The sequence below is a fragment of the Thauera chlorobenzoica genome, assembly GCF_001922305.1.
Taxonomy (GTDB): domain Bacteria; phylum Pseudomonadota; class Gammaproteobacteria; order Burkholderiales; family Rhodocyclaceae; genus Thauera; species Thauera chlorobenzoica.
In genome coordinates, this window is the sequence record NZ_CP018839.1 from 3,183,949 (window position 1) to 3,202,447 (window position 18,499).

The 18,499-nt window shown below is 66.7% G+C and carries 14 protein-coding genes; 5 read left to right on the forward strand and 9 right to left on the reverse strand.

Annotated features, from left to right (window positions below; translation table 11 throughout):
- Nucleotides 1–11: 11 nt before the first annotated feature.
- The 6 genes from greA to Tchl_RS14870 form a co-directional block, all read right to left on the reverse strand.
- Entirely contained in the window at nt 12–488 is a 477-nt protein-coding gene (greA, locus tag Tchl_RS14845) for a transcription elongation factor GreA (protein WP_075149079.1), read from the reverse strand.
- A complete protein-coding gene (carB, locus tag Tchl_RS14850) occupies nt 485–3,715 on the reverse strand; it encodes a carbamoyl-phosphate synthase large subunit (protein ID WP_075149080.1) in 3,231 nt (1,076 codons plus the stop codon). The genes greA and carB overlap by 4 nt, the downstream gene beginning before the upstream one ends.
- 88 nt (nt 3,716–3,803) lie before the next feature.
- Nucleotides 3,804–4,946, reverse strand: a complete 1,143-nt coding sequence (gene carA, locus Tchl_RS14855; RefSeq protein ID WP_075149081.1) for a glutamine-hydrolyzing carbamoyl-phosphate synthase small subunit — start codon at nt 4,944–4,946, stop codon at nt 3,804–3,806.
- Nucleotides 4,947–5,132: 186 nt separating this feature from the next.
- Entirely contained in the window at nt 5,133–7,703 is a 2,571-nt protein-coding gene (locus Tchl_RS14860) for a response regulator (RefSeq protein WP_232311600.1), read from the reverse strand.
- Between the two features lie 8 nt (nt 7,704–7,711).
- Nucleotides 7,712–8,518 carry a 4-hydroxy-tetrahydrodipicolinate reductase gene (dapB, locus tag Tchl_RS14865; RefSeq protein WP_075149083.1) on the reverse strand — a complete coding sequence of 269 codons (807 nt, stop codon included), beginning with the start codon at nt 8,516–8,518 and terminating at the stop codon, nt 7,712–7,714.
- A gap of 68 nt (nt 8,519–8,586) precedes the next feature.
- The gene (locus tag Tchl_RS14870) at nt 8,587–8,997 is read right to left on the reverse strand and encodes an outer membrane protein assembly factor BamE (RefSeq protein WP_075149084.1); all 411 of its coding nucleotides are present in this window, start codon (nt 8,995–8,997) and stop codon (nt 8,587–8,589) included.
- 154 nt (nt 8,998–9,151) lie between these two features.
- Between Tchl_RS14870 and fur the strand changes: the two genes are divergently transcribed.
- A complete protein-coding gene (gene fur, locus Tchl_RS14875) occupies nt 9,152–9,589 on the forward strand; it encodes a ferric iron uptake transcriptional regulator (protein ID WP_075149085.1) in 438 nt (145 codons plus the stop codon).
- 90 nt (nt 9,590–9,679) lie between these two features.
- Here the strand turns inward: fur and recN are convergent, their stop codons facing one another.
- The gene (gene recN / locus Tchl_RS14880) at nt 9,680–11,350 is read right to left on the reverse strand and encodes a DNA repair protein RecN (protein WP_075149086.1); all 1,671 of its coding nucleotides are present in this window, start codon (nt 11,348–11,350) and stop codon (nt 9,680–9,682) included.
- Between the two features lie 95 nt (nt 11,351–11,445).
- Nucleotides 11,446–12,330 carry an NAD kinase gene (locus tag Tchl_RS14885; RefSeq protein ID WP_075149087.1) on the reverse strand — a complete coding sequence of 295 codons (885 nt, stop codon included), beginning with the start codon at nt 12,328–12,330 and terminating at the stop codon, nt 11,446–11,448.
- A 129-nt stretch (nt 12,331–12,459) separates the two neighbouring features.
- On the opposite strand from Tchl_RS14885, the gene hrcA reads away from it, so the two are divergent.
- A complete protein-coding gene (hrcA, locus tag Tchl_RS14890; protein WP_075149088.1) occupies nt 12,460–13,488 on the forward strand; it encodes a heat-inducible transcriptional repressor HrcA in 1,029 nt (342 codons plus the stop codon).
- Between the two features lie 47 nt (nt 13,489–13,535).
- Nucleotides 13,536–14,633, forward strand: coding sequence for a ferrochelatase (hemH, locus tag Tchl_RS14895; protein WP_075149089.1), 1,098 nt, complete (start codon nt 13,536–13,538; stop codon nt 14,631–14,633).
- Nucleotides 14,634–14,716: 83 nt separating this feature from the next.
- On the opposite strand, the gene Tchl_RS14900 is transcribed toward hemH, so the two are convergent.
- On the reverse strand, nt 14,717–16,078 hold the full coding sequence (locus Tchl_RS14900; protein ID WP_075149090.1) for a protein kinase domain-containing protein: 1,362 nt from the start codon (nt 16,076–16,078) through the stop codon (nt 14,717–14,719).
- Nucleotides 16,079–16,295: 217 nt separating this feature from the next.
- Between Tchl_RS14900 and Tchl_RS14905 the strand changes: the two genes are divergently transcribed.
- Nucleotides 16,296–17,615 carry a TRZ/ATZ family hydrolase gene (locus Tchl_RS14905; protein WP_075149755.1) on the forward strand — a complete coding sequence of 440 codons (1,320 nt, stop codon included), beginning with the start codon at nt 16,296–16,298 and terminating at the stop codon, nt 17,613–17,615.
- A gap of 103 nt (nt 17,616–17,718) precedes the next feature.
- Nucleotides 17,719–18,429, forward strand: coding sequence for an OmpA family protein (locus tag Tchl_RS14910; RefSeq protein ID WP_075149756.1), 711 nt, complete (start codon nt 17,719–17,721; stop codon nt 18,427–18,429).
- Nucleotides 18,430–18,499 lie beyond the last annotated feature (70 nt).

Genomic DNA, 18,499 nt, shown 5'->3' on the forward strand with positions numbered 1-18,499 from the left:
GGTTGGAATGCTCAGAGGTAGCGCACGTCGATGATCTCGTACTCGCGCACGCCTCCCGGGGCCTGTACTTCAGCGATATCGCCGGCGTACTTGCCGATCAGCGCGCGGGCGATCGGCGAGCTGATCGAAATCTTGCTGGCCTTGATGTCGGCTTCATCGTCACCGACGATCTGGTAGGTCACGATCTGGCCGGAATCGAGATCCTCGAGCTCGACGGTGGCACCAAACACGCAGCGTCCGTCGGCGTCGAGCAGCTTCGGGTCGATGATCTGGGCATTGGCGAGCTTGGCCTCGACCTCCATGATGCGGCCTTCGATGAAGCCCTGGCGATCCTTGGCGGCCTCGTATTCGGCGTTTTCCGAGAGGTCGCCATGCGAGCGCGCCTCGGCGATCGCGGCGATCACGTTCGGTCGCTCGACGGTCTTCAGGCGGTGGAGTTCGGCGCGCAGCTTCTCGGCGCCGGCCACGGTAAGCGGAGTCTTGTTCATGCGGTCTGATTGAGTTCGGCGTGCAGCTCCTGCACGGAATAGACTTCGATGCTGCCGGCCAGATGGCGCATGCCCATGCACGCGGCACGCGCCCCTTCGATGGTGGTGAAGATCGACAGCTTGGCGGCCAGTGCGCTGGTACGGATCGAGCGCGAGTCGGTCACCGCCTGGCGCTTTTCCTCGACGGTGTTGATCACCAGGACGATTTCCTCGTTCTTGATCATGTCGACGACGTGCGGGCGGCCTTCATTGACCTTGTTGACCACCGTCACCGGGAGTCCCGCCGCTTCGATCGCCGACGCCGTGCCGCGCGTGGCGACGAGGGCGAAGCCGAGGTCGTGGAGTTCCTTCGCCACTTCGACCGCCACCGGCTTGTCGCTTTGCTTGACGCTGATGAACACCGTGCCGGAGGTCGGCAGCCGCACCCCGGCGCCGATCTGGCTCTTGACGAAGGCTTCGGCGAAGCTGCGGCCGACGCCCATGACTTCGCCGGTGGACTTCATTTCCGGGCCGAGGATGGTATCCACGCCGGGGAACTTGACGAACGGGAACACCGCTTCCTTGACCGAGTAGTACGGCGGCACGATCTCGCCGGTGACACCCTGGCTCGCGAGGCTCTGCCCGGCCATGCAGCGCGCGGCGATCTTGGCCAGCGGCAGCGAGCAGGCCTTGGAGACGAAAGGCACGGTGCGCGAGGCGCGCGGGTTCACTTCGAGCACATACACCACGGCGTTGTCGCCCTCGCCCTGGATCGCGAACTGCACGTTCATCAGGCCGACGACATCGAGCGCGCGCGCCATCGCCACCGTCTGCCGGCGCAGCTCGTCCTGCAGCTTCGCCGACAAGGTGTAGGGCGGCAGCGAGCAGGCCGAATCGCCCGAGTGCACGCCGGCCTGCTCGATGTGCTCCATGATGCCGCCGATCATCACCTGCTTGCCGTCGGAGATCGCATCGACGTCGACTTCGGTGGCGTCGTTGAGGAAGCGGTCGAGCAGCACCGGCGATTCGTTGGAAACCTTGACCGCTTCGCGCATGTAGCGCTCGAGGTCCTTCTGCTCATGGACGATCTCCATCGCCCGCCCGCCGAGGACGTAGCTCGGGCGCACCACCAGCGGGTAGCCGATTTCGGCGGCGAGCCGGACCGCCGCCTCCGGCGTGCGCGCGGTGCGGTTGGGCGGCTGCCTGAGGCCGAGGTCGTTGAGCAGCTTCTGGAAGCGCTCGCGGTCTTCGGCCGCATCGATCATGTCCGGGCTGGTGCCGATGATCGGCACGCCGTTGTCGGCCAGCGCCTGGGCGCGCTTGAGCGGGGTCTGGCCGCCGAACTGGACGATGACGCCGACCGGCTGTTCGATGTGGACGATCTCGAGCAGGTCTTCGAGCGTGATCGGCTCGAAGTACAGGCGGTCGGAGGTGTCGTAGTCGGTGGACACGGTCTCCGGGTTGCAATTGACCATGATCGTTTCATAGCCGTCCTCGCGCAGCGCGAGCGCGGCATGCACGCAGCAGTAGTCGAACTCGATGCCCTGGCCGATGCGGTTCGGACCGCCGCCGAGCACCATGATCTTCTTCCTGTCGGTGGGCTGGGCTTCGCATTCGTCCTCGTAGGACGAGTACAGATAGGCGGTGGAGGTGGCGAACTCGGCGGCGCAGGTATCGACGCGCTTGAATACCGGACGCACGCCGAGTGCATGGCGGTGCAGGCGTACCGCGGTTTCATCGGTGCCGAGCAGCTTGGCCAGGCGGCGGTCGGAGAAGCCCTTCTTCTTCAGCTCGCGCAGCTCGCCCGCCTGCAGGGCTTTCAGCGAACGGCCGGCAAGCGCTTTTTCGGTGAGCACGATGTCCTCGATCTGGGCGAGGAACCAGGGGTCGATCTTGGACAGGGCGAACACCTGCTCCTGGCTCATGCCTTCGCGGAAGGCCTGGCCGACGTACCAGATGCGCTGCGCCCCCGGATTGGCGAGTTCGTGCTCCAGATCCTCGCGGTCGGCTTCGACCTCGTCGAGGCCGTAAACGCCGACTTCGAGGCCGCGCAGGGCTTTCTGGAACGACTCCTGGAAGCTGCGCCCCATCGCCATGACTTCGCCCACCGACTTCATCTGCGTGGTCAGGCGGTCGTTGGCCTGGGGGAACTTCTCGAACGCGAAGCGCGGAATCTTGGTGACGACGTAGTCGATCGACGGCTCGAACGAAGCCGGGGTCGCGCCGCCGGTGATGTCGTTCTTCAGTTCGTCCAGGGTGTAGCCGACCGCGAGCTTGGCCGCGACCTTGGCGATCGGGAAGCCGGTGGCTTTCGACGCCAGCGCCGAGGAGCGCGACACGCGCGGGTTCATCTCGATGACGATCATGCGACCGTCCTTGGGATTGATGGCGAACTGCACGTTGGAGCCGCCGGTATCGACGCCGATCTCGCGCAGCACCGCGATCGAGGCGTTGCGCAGGATCTGGTATTCCTTGTCGGTCAGGGTCTGGGCCGGGGCGACGGTGATCGAGTCGCCGGTGTGCACGCCCATCGGGTCGAGGTTCTCGATCGAGCACACGATGATGCAGTTGTCGGCGCGGTCGCGCACGACTTCCATTTCGTATTCCTTCCAGCCGAGCAGCGACTCCTCGATCAGCAGCTCGTTGGTCGGACTGGCCTCGAGACCGCGCTTGCAGATCTCGTGGAACTCTTCCATGTTGTAGGCGATGCCGCCGCCGGTGCCGCCGAGGGTGAAACTGGGGCGGATGATCACCGGGAAGCCGATCCCGCCCTGCACCTGGAGCGCCTCTTCCATGCTGTGGGCGATGCCCGAGCGCGCCGAGCCCAGGCCGATCCTGGTCATCGCGTCCTTGAACTTGAGGCGGTCCTCGGCCTTGTCGATGGCCTCTTCGGAGGCGCCGATCAGCTCCACGCCGTACTTCGCCAGCACCCCGTTGCGGCCGAGGTCGAGCGCGCAGTTGAGCGCGGTCTGCCCGCCCATGGTCGGCAGGATCGCGTCCGGGCGCTCCTTGGCGATGATGCGCTCGACCACCTGCCAGGTGATCGGTTCGATGTAGGTGACGTCGGCCGTTTCCGGGTCGGTCATGATCGTCGCCGGGTTCGAGTTCACCAGGATGACCCGGTAGCCTTCCTCGCGCAGGGCCTTGCAGGCCTGGGCGCCGGAATAGTCGAACTCGCAGGCCTGGCCGATGATGATCGGGCCGGCGCCGATGATCAGGATGCTCTTTATGTCGGTACGTTTCGGCATTGTCTTGCCTCGATGATTCCTTGATGCGACGCCGGAGGCGCGCGCATCGAAAACGGGGGGCGGCGGGACGGACCCGCCGGTTGCCGTGTTACGCGGCGGCTTGCATCAGACCGATGAAACGGTCGAAGAGGTAGGCGACGTCGTGCGGGCCCGGGCTCGCCTCCGGATGGCCCTGGAAGGAGAACGCCGGCACGTCGGTGCGCACCAGCCCCTGGTTGGTGCCGTCGAACAGCGACACATGGGTGACGCGCAGGTTCGCCGGCATCGTCGCCGGGTCGACCGCGAAGCCGTGGTTCTGGCTGGTGATCAGCACCTGGCCGCTGTCCAGATCCTTGACCGGGTGGTTGGCGCCATGGTGGCCGGTGGCCATCTTCATGGTCCTCGCACCGGAAGCCAGGGCCAGCAGCTGGTGACCCAGGCAGATGCCGAAGGTCGGGGTGCGCGTGGTGACGATCTCGCGGATCGCGGCGATCGCGTAGTCGCAGGGCTCGGGGTCGCCCGGGCCGTTGGACAGGAAGACCCCATCCGGATTGAGCGCCAGCACTTCGGCCGCCGGCGTCTGCGCCGGCACCACGGTGAGGCGGCAGCCGCGCTCGACGAGCATGCGCAGGATGTTGTACTTGACCCCGTAGTCGTAGGCGACGACATGGAAGCGGCCCTCGGCGCGGTCGGTGTAACCGCCCTCCAGCGCCCACTCGCCCTGCGTCCAGTCGTAGCGTTCGCGGACGCTGACGACCTTGGCCAGGTCCATCCCGGCCAGGCCGGGGAAGGTGCGCGCCTGGGCGACGGCGGCCTCGGCGCTGAGCGTCTCGCCGGGCGCGGCGGTGACGATGCAACCGGCCTGCGCGCCCTTTTCGCGCAGCACGCGGGTGAGCTTGCGGGTATCGAGCCCGGCGATCGCAACCACCCCCTCGGCCTGCAGATAGGCGTCGAGGCGCTGGGTCATGCGGAAATTGGACGGCAGGATCGGCAAGTCGCGAATGATGAGACCGGCCGCGTGCACCTTGAAGGATTCGACGTCCTCGGCATTGACGCCGGTGTTGCCGATATGCGGATAGGTCAGCGTAACGATCTGGCGGCAATAGCTCGGGTCGGTCAGGATTTCCTGATACCCCGACATCGAGGTGTTGAACACGACCTCGCCGACCGTGCTGCCAACCGCGCCGATGCCCTTGCCATGGAAAACCGTTCCGTCGGCAAGCGCAAGGAGGGCGGACGGGAATGCACTCACGAGAAACTCCTGGATTCAGCTTGAAAATCTGGGGGCAGCAAGATCGACCCCTGCCCGGCATGTGCAAAAAAGCGGGACGGGCCTCTGGGCCGATCCCGCTGTATAAACCCTGGAATTCTATCTTTTCGGGCGTTTGAAGGCAAATTGGCTCACGCCGGCCTGGCGGCGTGCACATTCCCGCTCCCGTCACCGCCCACCCGCCCCGCTGCCGTTCCCGGCAATCCCGCACGCCGCCTGTGCAAGCGCGGCTGCTTCGCCCTCCACCGCCCGGGCCAGCAGCTTGATTTCATCGACCAGGACCCGGGCCTGATGCGTCGCGGCGGCGGGATCGCCGGCCCGGGCCAGTTCCTCGAGACGCCGCGCCGCATCGACCGAGCGGTCCGCCGCGAGCAGCCCGAGCGAGCCTTTGAGCGCATGCGCGAGCTCCCCCAGGCGGACAAAATCCAGCTCGGCCGCAGCCTGCTGCAGTTCGCTGACCGTCCGCCCGGCATCGCGCAGGAAGACGGCGAGCAGTTGCTGCACCACGGCCTCGTCGCCGTCGAACATCGCGCGCGTCTGATCCAGGCAGACAATGCGGCGACACTGCGCATCACCGTATCCGGACAGCTCGGGGCCGTCGCACTCGTCGCCCGCCCGGAGCGCGTCAGCGCAGTGCCGGCACACGCGTTCGATCGCAGAAAACAGCGCCTGGGGGTGGACCGGCTTGGAAACGTAATCGTCCATCCCCGCATCGAGACAGCGCTCGCGGTCGCCTTCCATCGCGTGCGCGGTCATGGCGATGATCGGCACCGGCGTCCATTCGCCCTGCGCCACCCAGCTGCGCCGCGCTTCGCGGGCACGGATCGCCTGGGTGGCCTCGATACCGCCCATCACCGGCATCTGCACATCCATCAGCACGAGGTCGAAGTGCCGACGATCGATCGCCTCCAGCGCCTCTTCGCCGTTGGCGGCAAGCGTGACCCGGTGCCCGGCGCGCTCGAGCATCCGTGCCGCGACCATCTGATTGACCGGGTTGTCTTCGGCGACGAGGATGTCGAGCGCGCGACCGCACCCCTCGGCCGCGACCGGAATCGATCCGGGGAGGGGAATCTCGAAAGCCGGCGCCAGTGGCTCGCCGCCTGACGCGCCACTGGCGCCGCTGCGCGCCATGCTCAGCGCATCGAACAGGTCGTCGCTGGAAAACGGTTTGACAAGACGAAACTGCAGCCCCAGCTCATCGCAGCGCATCGCGTCAATGCGCTGCGAATGGCTGGGCAGCATCATCACCAGGCGGTCGAGCCGCGGATCGGCCTCGGCAAAGCGCTGCGCCAGGGCAAAGCCGGCCGGCTCGGGCAGCTCCGCGTCCATGACGAGGAAGTCGAAGGGGTCGCGCCCATCGCGCACGGCGCAGAGGGCCGCCAGCGCAGCGTCCGCCCCATCGGCCACCTGGGGACGGATTCCCCGGCTGCGCATGATCCGGCCGAGGCATTCGCCGAAGGCGGAATTGCGTGCCGCGATCAGCACATGGGCTCCGCGCAGCGCATTCCGTCCTCCGGGGGGCGCCTCGGCCACCCTCTCGAACGGCAGCGTGAAGCTGAAAATACTCCCTTTCCCGGGCGTGCTTTCGACCTCAAGCGCGCCCTGCATCAGCTCGATGAGATGACGTGAAATGGCCAGCCCGAGCCCGGTGCCGCCGTATTTCCGCGTGGTCGAGGTGTCGGCCTGGGAAAACGCGCCGAAGATGCTTTCGAGCTTTTCCGCCGGGATTCCGCAGCCGGTGTCGCGCACCGAAAAACGCAGCAGCAACGGATGGACGGCCGGACCGAGGCGCTCGACCGTCACTTCGATTTCTCCGCGATCGGTGAATTTGACCGCATTGGCGACCAGGTTGAGCAGGACCTGGCGCAGCCGGGTCGGATCGCCGCACAGCACCGCCGGCACATCGGCACCGATCTCGAAGAAGAGTTCGACCCCCTTCTGGGCGGCGCGCAGGGCGAGGGTCCGGCACGTTTCCGAGAGCACCGCGCCGACGGCGAAATCGATGCGCTCGAGTTCCAGCCGGCCCGCCTCGACGCGGGAAAAATCGAGGATGTCGTTGAGGATGGTAAGCAAGGCCTCGGCCGAGGATTTCACCGTGCGCAGGTATTCGCGCTGTTCGCCGGTGAGCGCCGAATCGAGCAGCAGCTCGGTCATTCCGATGATGCCGTTCATCGGCGTGCGGATCTCGTGGCTCATGTTGGCGAGAAAATCGCCTTTCGCCCGACTCGCCGCCTCGGCCGCTTCCTTCGCCTCGAGCAGCTCCAGCTCGCGCATCTTGCGCTCGGTGATGTCGCGGACCGTGCCCAGCACGCTGCACCAGCGGCCGTCGGCCGCCCGATCGACGGCCGCGCCCCGCGCCTCGACCCAGCGCCAGTCCCCGGCGCCGCCCCGCACCCGGAACTCGACGTGAAACTGCGCGGATTCGCCACGCAGGTGGGCACGCAGGCAGGCCTGCATGGCCTCGCGGTCGTCTTCCCGGACGAGTGCCGGCCAGTTCGCGAGCACGTCGCGGAGCGGCTCACCGCGGTAACCGAGGCGCGCGCACCAGCTCTCGTCGAGCCGCAGCGTGCGGGCGCGCAGATCGAAGTCCCACACCCCGGTGGCGGTATTGGCCGAAATCAGTGCCAGGTGCCGGCGCGCACGCTGCAGCTCGTCGCCGGGCTCGCCGCCCGCCATTGCCGCGATCGAAGGAGGAAGGCTGCCCGCCGCCCCTGCCCTCGTGCCGGCGTGCTCGTCCATGTCGCTGCTCAGCGCAGGCCGAGAACGTCCTGCATGTCGAACAGACCTTCACCCCGCCCGGCGAGATACTTCGCCGCGCGCATCGAGCCCAGCGCGTACGGCATGCGGCTTCCCGATTTGTGAGTAATTTCGATGCGCTCGCCGATACCGGCGAAGAGCACCGTGTGGTCACCCACCACGTCACCGCCGCGGATGGTCGAAAAACCGATGGTGTCGGCCTTGCGTTCGCCGGTATGGCCCTCACGCCCGTAAATCGCGCACGCATCGAGGCTGCGCCCGAGTTCGCGGGCGACGACTTCCCCCATCCGCAAGGCGGTGCCGGAGGGCGCATCGACCTTGAAACGGTGGTGCGCCTCGATGACTTCGACGTCGTAGCCTTCGGACAGGATGCGCGCCGCGACCTCGAGCAGCCGGAACACGGCATTGACCCCGACCGCCATGTTGGGCGCGAACACCACCGGAATTTCACGCCCAGCCTGGGCAATCGCCGCCTTGCCCGCGGCATCGAAGCCGGTGGTGCCGATCACCATCGCACGCCCGAGCTCACGCGCCAGTGCCAGATGCACAAGCGTGCCTTCGGGGCGGGTGAAATCGATCACGCAGTCGGCAGCTGCGATCGCCACACGGGCATCGTCGCCGATCATCACCCCGGTCGCCACTCCCGCCATCTCCCCGGCGTCGCGGCCGACGAAGGGGGTTCCCGGGCGATCGAAGGCCGCCGCGAGGACGACCCCCTCTTCCTTCAGCGCGGCCTCGATCAGCATCCTGCCCATGCGGCCGGAAGCGCCGGCGATCGCTACACGAATGTCAGACATGAAACTCTAATCCTCAAAAAGCGAAGCCCGGCGACCAGACCCGGGCAAGACCGCGAGCGGTACGGAAATCAGCGATCGGCGGCGGGCGCGACCTCGATCACGCGGCTGCGCCCGGGGGCGTCGACCCGGGTGCCGGCCGAAGCCGCCGGCTGCACGTCGCCCTCGACCCGGTCGAGCAGGTTGTCTACAAAGAACACCGAGATCACGCGTTGCTGGAGGTCACCGCGACCGGGCCGGAAGCGATAGACGTAATCCCAGCGGTCCTCGCGGAACATGTCCACGACCAACGGCGATCCCATGACGAAGCGCACCTGGTCGCGCGTCATGCCGCGGCGAAGCTGGGAAAGCATGTCCTGGTCGACGTAATTGCCCTGGCGGACATCGATGCGGTACGGATCGACCACTCCGACAACCGAATCGAAGGAGCAGCCGGCGAGCACACTGGTGGCGACGAGCGCCGCGACGAGATAGGAGGGCATGAAAGGTATCGGGGCTGACGCGACGTGGTCGCAGTTCTCAGAAAGGGGCAAAAAATATAACATATGGTGGCATCACAGGGCGTTCCACGTCTCGCGAGGCCCGCTCGTTCATGCCGACCCTGCCACCTGCCGCACCTTTCCCCAACAGGCTCTCATGTCCGACAACTCCAAGAATCTGAAAAACATTGGTCTGAAGGCGACTTATCCGCGCCTGAAGATCCTCGACCTCTTCCAGAGTTCGGACCAGCGCCACCTCACCGCCGAGGACGTTTATCGCACCCTGATGAACGAGGGCATGGACATCGGCCTCGCCACGGTTTACCGGGTGCTGACCCAGTTCGAACAGGCGGGGTTGCTCGAACGCCACTACTTCGAGTCGGGCAAGGCGGTTTTCGAGCTCAACAAGGGCGGACACCACGACCACATCGTCTGCATGCAATGCGGCAAGGTGGAGGAGTTCTTCGACCCCGAAATCGAGCGCCGGCAGAACCAGATCGCCACCGAGCGCGGCTTCGCGATCCGCGAGCATGCGCTCTACATTTATGCCGACTGCACGCGCGAGAACTGCCCGCACCGCGACACCGAAAGCTGACCCGGAGCGGGAGCAGGAGCGGTCACCACCGCCCCGGCCCCGGATTCCGGGCCGTTCCGCTGTGTCATGGCGAGGCGGCGGCAAGCGCGCTCAATCACCTCCGGGCGAATGGCGGCCGAGCATTTCCGCGGCGTGCTCGCGGGTCGTCGCGGTGATCTTCACGCCGCCCAGCATGCGGGCGATTTCGTCGACCCTGCCCGGCCCATCGAGCGGCGTGACCGCGCTCAGCGTTTCACCGCCACGTTCGAGCTTGGCGATACGCCACTGCCAGTCGGCGCAGGCCGCCACCTGAGGCAAATGCGTCACGCACAACACCTGGCGGTCGCGCCCCAGGCGCGCGAGCAAGGTGCCGACGATCTCCGCCACCCGGCCGCCGATGCCGACATCGACTTCGTCGAAAATGAGCGTCGGCACGGCCGAATCACGGCTGGCCATCACCTGAATCGCCAAGCCGAGGCGTGACAGCTCGCCCCCCGAGGCGACTTTGGCCATGTTGTTGAGGGTCTGGCCAGCGTTGGCCGCCACCTGAAACTCGACCGTCTCCAGGCCGTGCGCAGCGGGTTCGCAAGGTCGCAGCACAACCTCGAAACGCCCTCCGGCCATCGCCAGGGTCTGCATCGCCGCGGTAATGTCTGCCGACAAGCGCTGTGCCGCCGGCCGCCGTGCCGCCGTCAGCCGGCTTGCCGCAGCCTCGAAGGCCTGTCGCGCGGCGGCCTCGGCGGCGGCCAGGCGCGCCGGATCGGCCGTCGCCTCCAGGGTGTCGATCCGCAGCTGCCACTGACGCTGCAGTTCGGGCAGTTCCTGCGGCGGAACCCGATATTTGCGCGCCGTATCGAGCACGGCGGCAATGCGCGCCTCGACCGCAAGCAGGCGCTGGGGGTCGAGTTCGAGCCGGTCGCGGTAGCGGCGCAGCGCATGCAGGGCCTCGTCGGTCTGAATCGCCGCCGCAGCCAGGAGTTCACGCACATCGCCAAGCCCGGGGTCGTAGTCGGCCAGTGCCGCAATCCGCCCACCGAGATGGCGCAGGCTGGAGCATACCGCCAGCTCTCCCTCGCCGAGGGCGGCAAGGGTTTCGTCGGCCCCCTCGATCAGGCCGGCGGCATGCCCCAGGCGGCTGTGCTCGGCGTTGAGTTCGTCCCATTCACCGCCATCGAAGGCGAGTTCATCGAGCTCGCGCAGCTGCCAGGCGAGCAGTTCGCGCTCGCGCGCCGAGCCGGCCGAATCGGCCTCAGCCTCGCGGTGAAGGCGTGCCAGCCGCTGCCACTCACGATGCAGGCCGGCCACTTCGACGGCAAGCGGTGCGGCACCTGCATGGGCATCGAGCAGGGAGCGCTGCGCTTCGGCACGCAGCAGCGCATGGTGGGCGTGCTGGCCGTGGATGTCGGCGAGCCACTCGCCGGCCGCACGCAACTGCGCCAGCGTCACCGTGCTGCCATTGATCCACGCCCGGCTGCGCCCGCCGGCATCGATCGTGCGGCGCAGGATCAGCCCCCCCTCGTCGGCGTTCAGCGCCTGCTCCTGCAGCCAGCGCGCAAAAGCGTCGGCATCGGGCAGGTCGAACTCCGCGGCCACCTCGGCGCGCTCACGCCCGGTGCGCACCATGGTCGCGTCGCCGCGGCCACCGAGCGCCAGCCCCAGCGCATCGAGCAGAATCGACTTTCCGGCGCCGGTCTCGCCGGTCAGCGCACCGAAGCCGGTGCCGAATTCGAGCTCGAGTCGGTCGACGATGACGAAGTCACGGATGGTCAGGCTGCGCAACATGGCGAGGGCGGGACGGAGCGGGAGGTCATTGAATTACGGGCGGCGTGAACAGGCGGGAAAAAGGTGCCCGGTGCTCCGCAGCAGGAGGGCACTCATCAGTTATGTCTGGGCTCGGCGCTCCAGTGCAGCTTTTCGCGCAGCATCGCGAAGTAGCTGTAGCCCTCGGGGTGCAGCAGACGCAGCGAATGCGGCGAACGGCTCACCCGCACGCAGTCTCCGGCGCGCAAATCGAAGCGGGCCTGGCCGTCGAAATGCACCCTGGCATCCTGCGGCGGGAGCAGCACGATATCGATGCGGCACGAATCGGGCAGGGTGATCGGGCGGGCGGTGAGTGCGTGCGGGCACAGGGGCACGAGCGCGATGCCGCCCACGCTCGGGTGCAGGATCGGTCCGTTCGATGACAGCGCGTAGGCGGTCGAACCGGTCGGAGAGCTCACGATCATGCCGTCCGAACGCTGGGTGTACACGAATTCACCATTTACGGAGAGCTCGAATTCGATCATGCGCCCGAGCTCGCCCTTGTTCACGACGACATCGTTGAGCGCGAGGGTGTGAAATACGCGCACGCCGCCGCGCAGCACTTCGGCGTCGAGCATGAACCGGACTTCTTCGGTGTAACGGCCGGCGACGATCTCATCCAGGCGCGCGAGCGCATCGCTGCGTGCGATATCGGTCAGGAAGCCCAATCGCCCGAGGTTGATGCCTACCAGCGGCACGGCGTGCTCGACCAGGCGGCGGGCGGTGTTCAGCATCGTGCCATCGCCGCCGACCACCACCGCGAGATCGGCCTCCGCGGCGATGCACTCATAGCTCGCCGCCGCGAAATCACCGGCGCCACCGATGGAACTCGCCGTACCCTGCTCGATCCACACCAGCAGGCCGCGCTCGCGCAGGAAGCGGGCGATCGTCAGCACCGACTCCGCGACGTCGGGGCTCTGATATTTGCCGATGAGGGCAAGCGTGCGGAAATTCGTGCTCATGGGGCCGGATTAAACCACATCCGGGTAGCAGACTGGCGCACCGACGATGCACCAGCGGCAGGCGGGTCTCACAGTTTTTCAACGCTTCGCGACAGGCTGTTAGAATCGAGACACTATTCGATCTCCACCATGAATTCGCTCGACCCCCGCGCCCAAATCCTGCTGAAAACCCTGATCGAACGCTATATCGCGGATGGACAGCCCGTCGGCTCGCGTGCGCTATCGCGCTATTCCGGGCTCGAACTGTCGCCGGCGACGGTGCGCAACGTGATGAGCGATCTGGAAGACATGGGTTTCATCGCCAGCCCGCACACTTCGGCCGGTCGCATTCCCACCGCGCGCGGCTACCGCTTCTTCGTCGATGCGCTGCTCACCGTACAGCCGCTGGGAAACGCCCGCGTCCGCGCACTCGAAGGCCAGCTCCTGCCCGACCAGCCTCAGCGCGTGCTCAGCTCCGCCTCCCATCTGCTGTCCGACCTCACCCGCTTCGCCGGCGTGGTCGTCGCGCCGCGCAAGGACGTCGCCCGCATCCGCCAGTTCGAGTTCATCAGCCTGGCCGAAAACCGCATCCTGCTGATCATCGTGACCACCGCGGGGGACGTACAGAACCGCATCCTGCTCACCCGCCGCGCCTACACCGCGGGAGAACTCGGCAACGCCGCCGCCTACCTCAACGAGCACTTCGCCGGCCGCTCCTTCGACGAGATCCGCCACGGCCTCACCGACGAGCTGCGCCAGTTGCGCAGCGACATGACCGAGCTGATGTCGGCGACCGTGGATGCCGGCACCCAGGCCGCGGAAGAAAGCGCCACCAGCTATGTCATTTCGGGCGAAACCAACCTCCTGGGGATCGAGGACCTGTCCTCCAACATGACCCGCCTGCGCGAGCTGTTCGAGCTTTTCGAGCAGCGCACCAGCCTGATGCAGCTGCTCGAACTCTCGAACAAGGCCGAAGGCGTGCAGATCTTCATCGGCGGCGAATCGGGGCTCGCCCCGCTCGACGGCTGCAGCGTGGTTACCGCACCCTACGAAGTCGACGGCCAGGTCGTGGGCTCGGTCGGCGTCATCGGCCCCACGCGCATGGCCTACGACCGGGTGATTCCGATCGTCGATATCACCGCGCGGCTGCTGTCGAACGCGCTGTCCTCCAATCATTGAACATCGCCGCGGCCGGCGCGGTGCCGGCCTCGCGAACCAGGATCCCCATGTCCCGCTACTGGCTGGAGCCTTCCTTCACCCACGGCACCGCGCCGCGCACCGGCGTGCTGCTGGTCAACCTGGGCACCCCCGCAGCGCCTACCCCGGCCGCCGTGCGCCCTTACCTGAAGCAGTTCCTGTCCGACCCGCGCGTCGTGGAAATCCCGCGCCTGCTGTGGTGGCCGATCCTCAACGGCATCATCCTCAACACCCGCCCGGCGGCCTCCGCAAAAAAATACGCCAGCATCTGGACCGATGAAGGCTCGCCGCTGCTGGTGCACACGCTGCGCCAGACCGGGCTGCTTGCCGAACACCTCGCCGGTGCAGGCCACGACGGGCTCGATATCCGCTACGCGATGCGTTACGGCGCGCCCTCGATCCCGGCCACCCTGAACGCGATGCGCGCCCGCGGCTGCACCCGCATCCTGGTGCTGCCGCTGTACCCGCAATTTTCGGCCAGCACCACCGCCACCGTGTTCGACGAGGTCGCGCACTGCCTGCAGCACTGGCGCAACCCGCCCGAGCTGCGCCTGGTGCGCGACTTCCACGACCATCCCGGCTACATCGCCGCGCTCGCCGGCAACGTGCGCCGGCACTGGGCCGCCCACGGCCACCCCGACCGCCTGGTGCTGAGCTTTCACGGCGTGCCGCGACGCACCCTCGAACTGGGTGACCCTTACCATTGCGAATGCCGGACCACCGCCCGCCTCGTCTCCGAAGCGCTCGGATTCGAACCCGACCGCGTCCTGGTCTGCTTCCAGTCCCGCTTCGGCAAGGCCCGGTGGCTCGAACCCTACACCCAGCCGACGCTCGAGACCTTGGCCGCACAGGGCATGGGCCGGGTCGATGTGATGTGCCCGGGCTTCGTCTCGGACTGCCTCGAGACCCTCGAAGAGATCGCCATCGAATGCAAGGAGGCCTTCCTCGGCAAGGGCGGCAAGGCGTTCCACTACATCGCCTGCCTGAACGAGGAAAGCGCCTGGATCGACGCCCTCGCCGATCTTGCCCGCCAGCACCTGGGCAGCTGGCTCGAGCATTCTCCGCCCGATGCGGCAGCCCTCGCCGACACCCGCGAACGGGCGCTGGCGAGCGGAGCGGAACACTGAAATGTCCCCTACGGTCACCGCCCCCGAGGGAGCCTCAGCCTGCTCAAGGCGGCTCGGTGCAGACTGGAATGCTGCAGGAAGGCTCAGGAACCAAGCAGCTGCAGTTCGTGGGGGCCCGCGCTGCGCTCGGCCTTCACCGCCTCCACCGCGCCTGCGGCAAGCTGCTTCGAGAGCAGCGCCAGGCGGCGCACGAGGACGGTGCCCAGCTGACGGTGGAAGCGTTCCAGCACTTCCTCGCTGGCCAGTGACAGCGCCGCCGGATTGATCTCCAGATAATGGAGCGGCTCGAGCGAAGTCACCGTATGCATGTGGCGGCGCTCGAGCTGGTCCAGCCAGGCCTGGACGCCGAACACCTCCCCCGGCCCGAGCTCCATCACCCTCCGCCCCTCGATCGAGAGCTCGACCCGGCCCTCGAGCACGATGCCGAAGCGCGGATCGGACTCCCCCTCCCGCATCAGGGCGACATGGCGCTCGACCTTGCGCCACGAGCTGACCCGCACCACCTCCCACAGGTCGACATCCTCGAACTCGGTGAAGAAGGCTAGCCCGCGCAACGCGGCAAAGCGGCTGGCGTCGGGGGGGACGTAGCTGTCGTCGAGAATGCGGTAGCGTACCGCGGCGAGATCCTTGGCGAATTCGGCGCCGTTGCGGTAGCGGGAGTACAGATCCTTCTCCAGCGCCTTGCGGATCACCGCATCCATCTGCTCGGGTACGTCGGGGTTGAGCTGCGACACCGAGGGCGGGTCGGCATTGATGATCTTGTAGACCAGCTGCGCCGGACTGCCTCCCCTGAACGGCAGCCGGCCGGTGAGCAGGTGGAACAGCAGCACGCCGAGCGAATAAAGGTCGGTCTTCTGGTTCAGCGGATAGCCCTTGATCTGTTCCGGGCTCATGTAGGCCGGCGAGCCGACGCCCATGATGAAGGTCGAGTCGGTATCGATCTTCTTGCTGATGTTGAGCGCGAGGCCGAAGTCGGTGATCTTCACGTTGTCCTGATCGTCGACCAGGATGTTGGCGGGCTTGATGTCGCGGTGCACGATACCCTGGCGAAAGGCGTGATCGAGCGCCATGCAGCATTTGAAGACGATGCCGATCGTGCGATGGATCGGCAGCAGGCTCTCGAAGCTGCAGTAGCGCTCGAGCGAGCCTCCGGGGAAATATTCCATCACCACGTAAGCCTGGTCAGGCTCGATCGCAACGTCGAAGATGCGGATGATGTTCGGGTGATCGAGGCGCTCGCACACCGCGCGCTCGGCCTTCAGCAGCTTGGTCAGGCGCCGGTTCCACTTGGCCTCGTCCTTCACCTTGTCGTCGAAGCGGACGTGCTTGAGCGCCACCGGCGAAGGGTGATCGTCGCTCTGCGCGAGATACACGGTCGCGGTCGCACCGCGACCGATCTCCTTGACGATCCGGTATTTGCCGATGCGGGAAGGAAGCCGGTTCATGCAATTGAAACAGCAGGTTTCACGCTGCCGCCAGATGGGGCCAGCGGCGATTGTCGCACGAAGCCGGTCGGGGGCACGAGCGCAGCGCGGATGCGCACGGCCGGATGGCACGACAGCGGTTGTTCGCCCCTCGGCCAGGTGTTTAAACTCCCGCAGCCCCTACCCTGACGCCCGCCCCTGACGGGTGGAGGTCGACCATCCTGCCGTGGAGTTTTTTGTGACCGAAGCCATCGACCTGTTGATCCACGCCCGCTGGACCGTCCCCGTCGAGCCTGCCGCGACCGTTCTCGACAACCACTCGATCGCCGTGCGCGATGGCCGCATCGTCGCGGCCCTGCCCCGTGCCGATGCACTCACTCGCTTCCGCGCGGCAAGGCAGGTCGAACTGCCCGAACATGTGCTGATCCCCGGCCTGGTCAATCTGCACACTCACGCGGCGATGAGCCTGATGCGCGGCCTCGCCGACGATCTTCCCCTGATGCGCTGGCTGGAGGACGCGATCTGGCCCGCCGAAGGCCGGCACATCTCGCCGGCCTTCGTGCGCGACGGCACCTTGCTCGCCGCCGCCGAGATGCTGCGCGGTGGGATCACCACCTGCAGCGACATGTACTTTTATCCCGAGGCCGCCGCCGACGCCTTCGCCGAGGCGGGCATGCGTGCAGTCCTCGGCCTGGTGATGCTGGAATTTCCCACTCCCTACGCGAGCGATGCCGACGACTGCCTGCGCAAGGGCCTGGCCGCCCGCGAGCGCTGGCTCGGCCACCCGCTGATCTCGTTTTCGATTGCACCGCACGCGCCCTACACGGTTTCCGACGCCAGTTTCGTTCGCGCCCGTGCGCTTGCCGACGAGCTCAAGCTTGCGCTCCACGTCCACATCCACGAAACCGCCGGTGAAATCCGCAATGCCCTCGCCGCCAACGGCATGCGCCCCCTCACCCGCCTGGCCAGGCTCGGCCTGCTCGGCGAAAACTTCATCGGCGTCCACGCCGTGCATGTAGACGAAAGCGACATCGAGCTCCTCTCCCGCCACAACTGCAGCATCGCCCACTGCCCGACGTCGAACATGAAGCTCGCCAGCGGCATCGCACCGGTGCCGCGCCTGCTCGAGGCCGGCCTTCGAATCGGTCTCGGCACCGACGGTGCGGCCAGCAACAATCGCCTCGACCTGTTCCAGGAAATGCGCCACGCCGCCCTCCTCGCCAAGGTCGGCGCCCTCGATGCAACGGCCGTTCCCGCCCATACGGCGCTGCACATGGCGACGCTGGCCGGAGCCCAGGCACTCGGGCTGGACGCTGCCATCGGCTCCATCACCCCTGGAAAGCAGGCCGACCTGTGCGCCATCCGCCTCGATGGCCTGGAGAGCCGCCCCTGTTTCGACCCGGTGTCGCATCTTGTTTACGTTGCCGGTCGCGAGCACGTCACCCATGTGTGGGTAAACGGCGAATCCCGCGTCGACAAAGGCGTTCCGCTGTTGCATATTAACGACAGTGAATTGCTCCGTGCAGTTTCAATGTGGCAAACTAAAATTGTTAATTGAACTGGATAGCTGTGGTTCATCCGGCATGGAGATGGCTTTGCGGCTGCCTTCATCTTCACGTTTCAGTGGCAATTCCGGCGACTCGCCCTACAAAGAGGAAACCATGATCAAACAAACCAAGAAGCAGATGCTCATGCTGGCCGCCATCGCCTCGATCGGTCTGTCCGCCCCCAGCGCATTCGCGCAAGTCAAGGATGTAGTCGTCGACGGCACGGGCGAAATCCCCTACGTCATCGATTCCCGCAAGGTCGTCGCCCGCAGCGGTACCGGCCTGTGCTGGCGCACCGGCTACTGGAGCCCGGCGGCCGCGTCGACCGCGATGGCAGGCGAATTCCCGGCCGGCTGCGCGTGCGACTCCGACATCGTCGCCAAGGACAAGTGCGTCGCCCCGGTTGCCGCCGCCGCCCCGGCCCCGGCACCCGCACCGAAGCCCACCGCCGACAAGATCAAGCTCTCGGCCGACGCCCTGTTCGACTTTGACAAGGCCGTCCTCAAGCCCGAAGGCCAGGCCAAGCTCAACGAACTGGCCGCAAAGGCCAAGTCGCTGAAGCTCGAAGTGATCCTCGCCGTCGGCCACACCGACCGCATCGGCTCCGACGCTTACAACCAGCGCCTCTCCGAGCGCCGCGCCGCCGCAGTGAAGACCTATCTCGTCTCCCAGGGCGTCGACGCCAACCGCATCTACACCGAAGGCAAGGGCGAAACCCAGCCTGTCACCGGCAAGCAGTGCGACAACGTCCGTGGCCGCGCCGCGCAGATTTCCTGCCTGCAGCCGGATCGCCGCGTCGAAGTGGAAGTCATCGGCTCCAAGTGATCCTGCGACCGCCATGCGAAAAGCCCTGCCTCGGCGGGGCTTTTTCGTTTCTGTGCCGAATCTGTTGAAC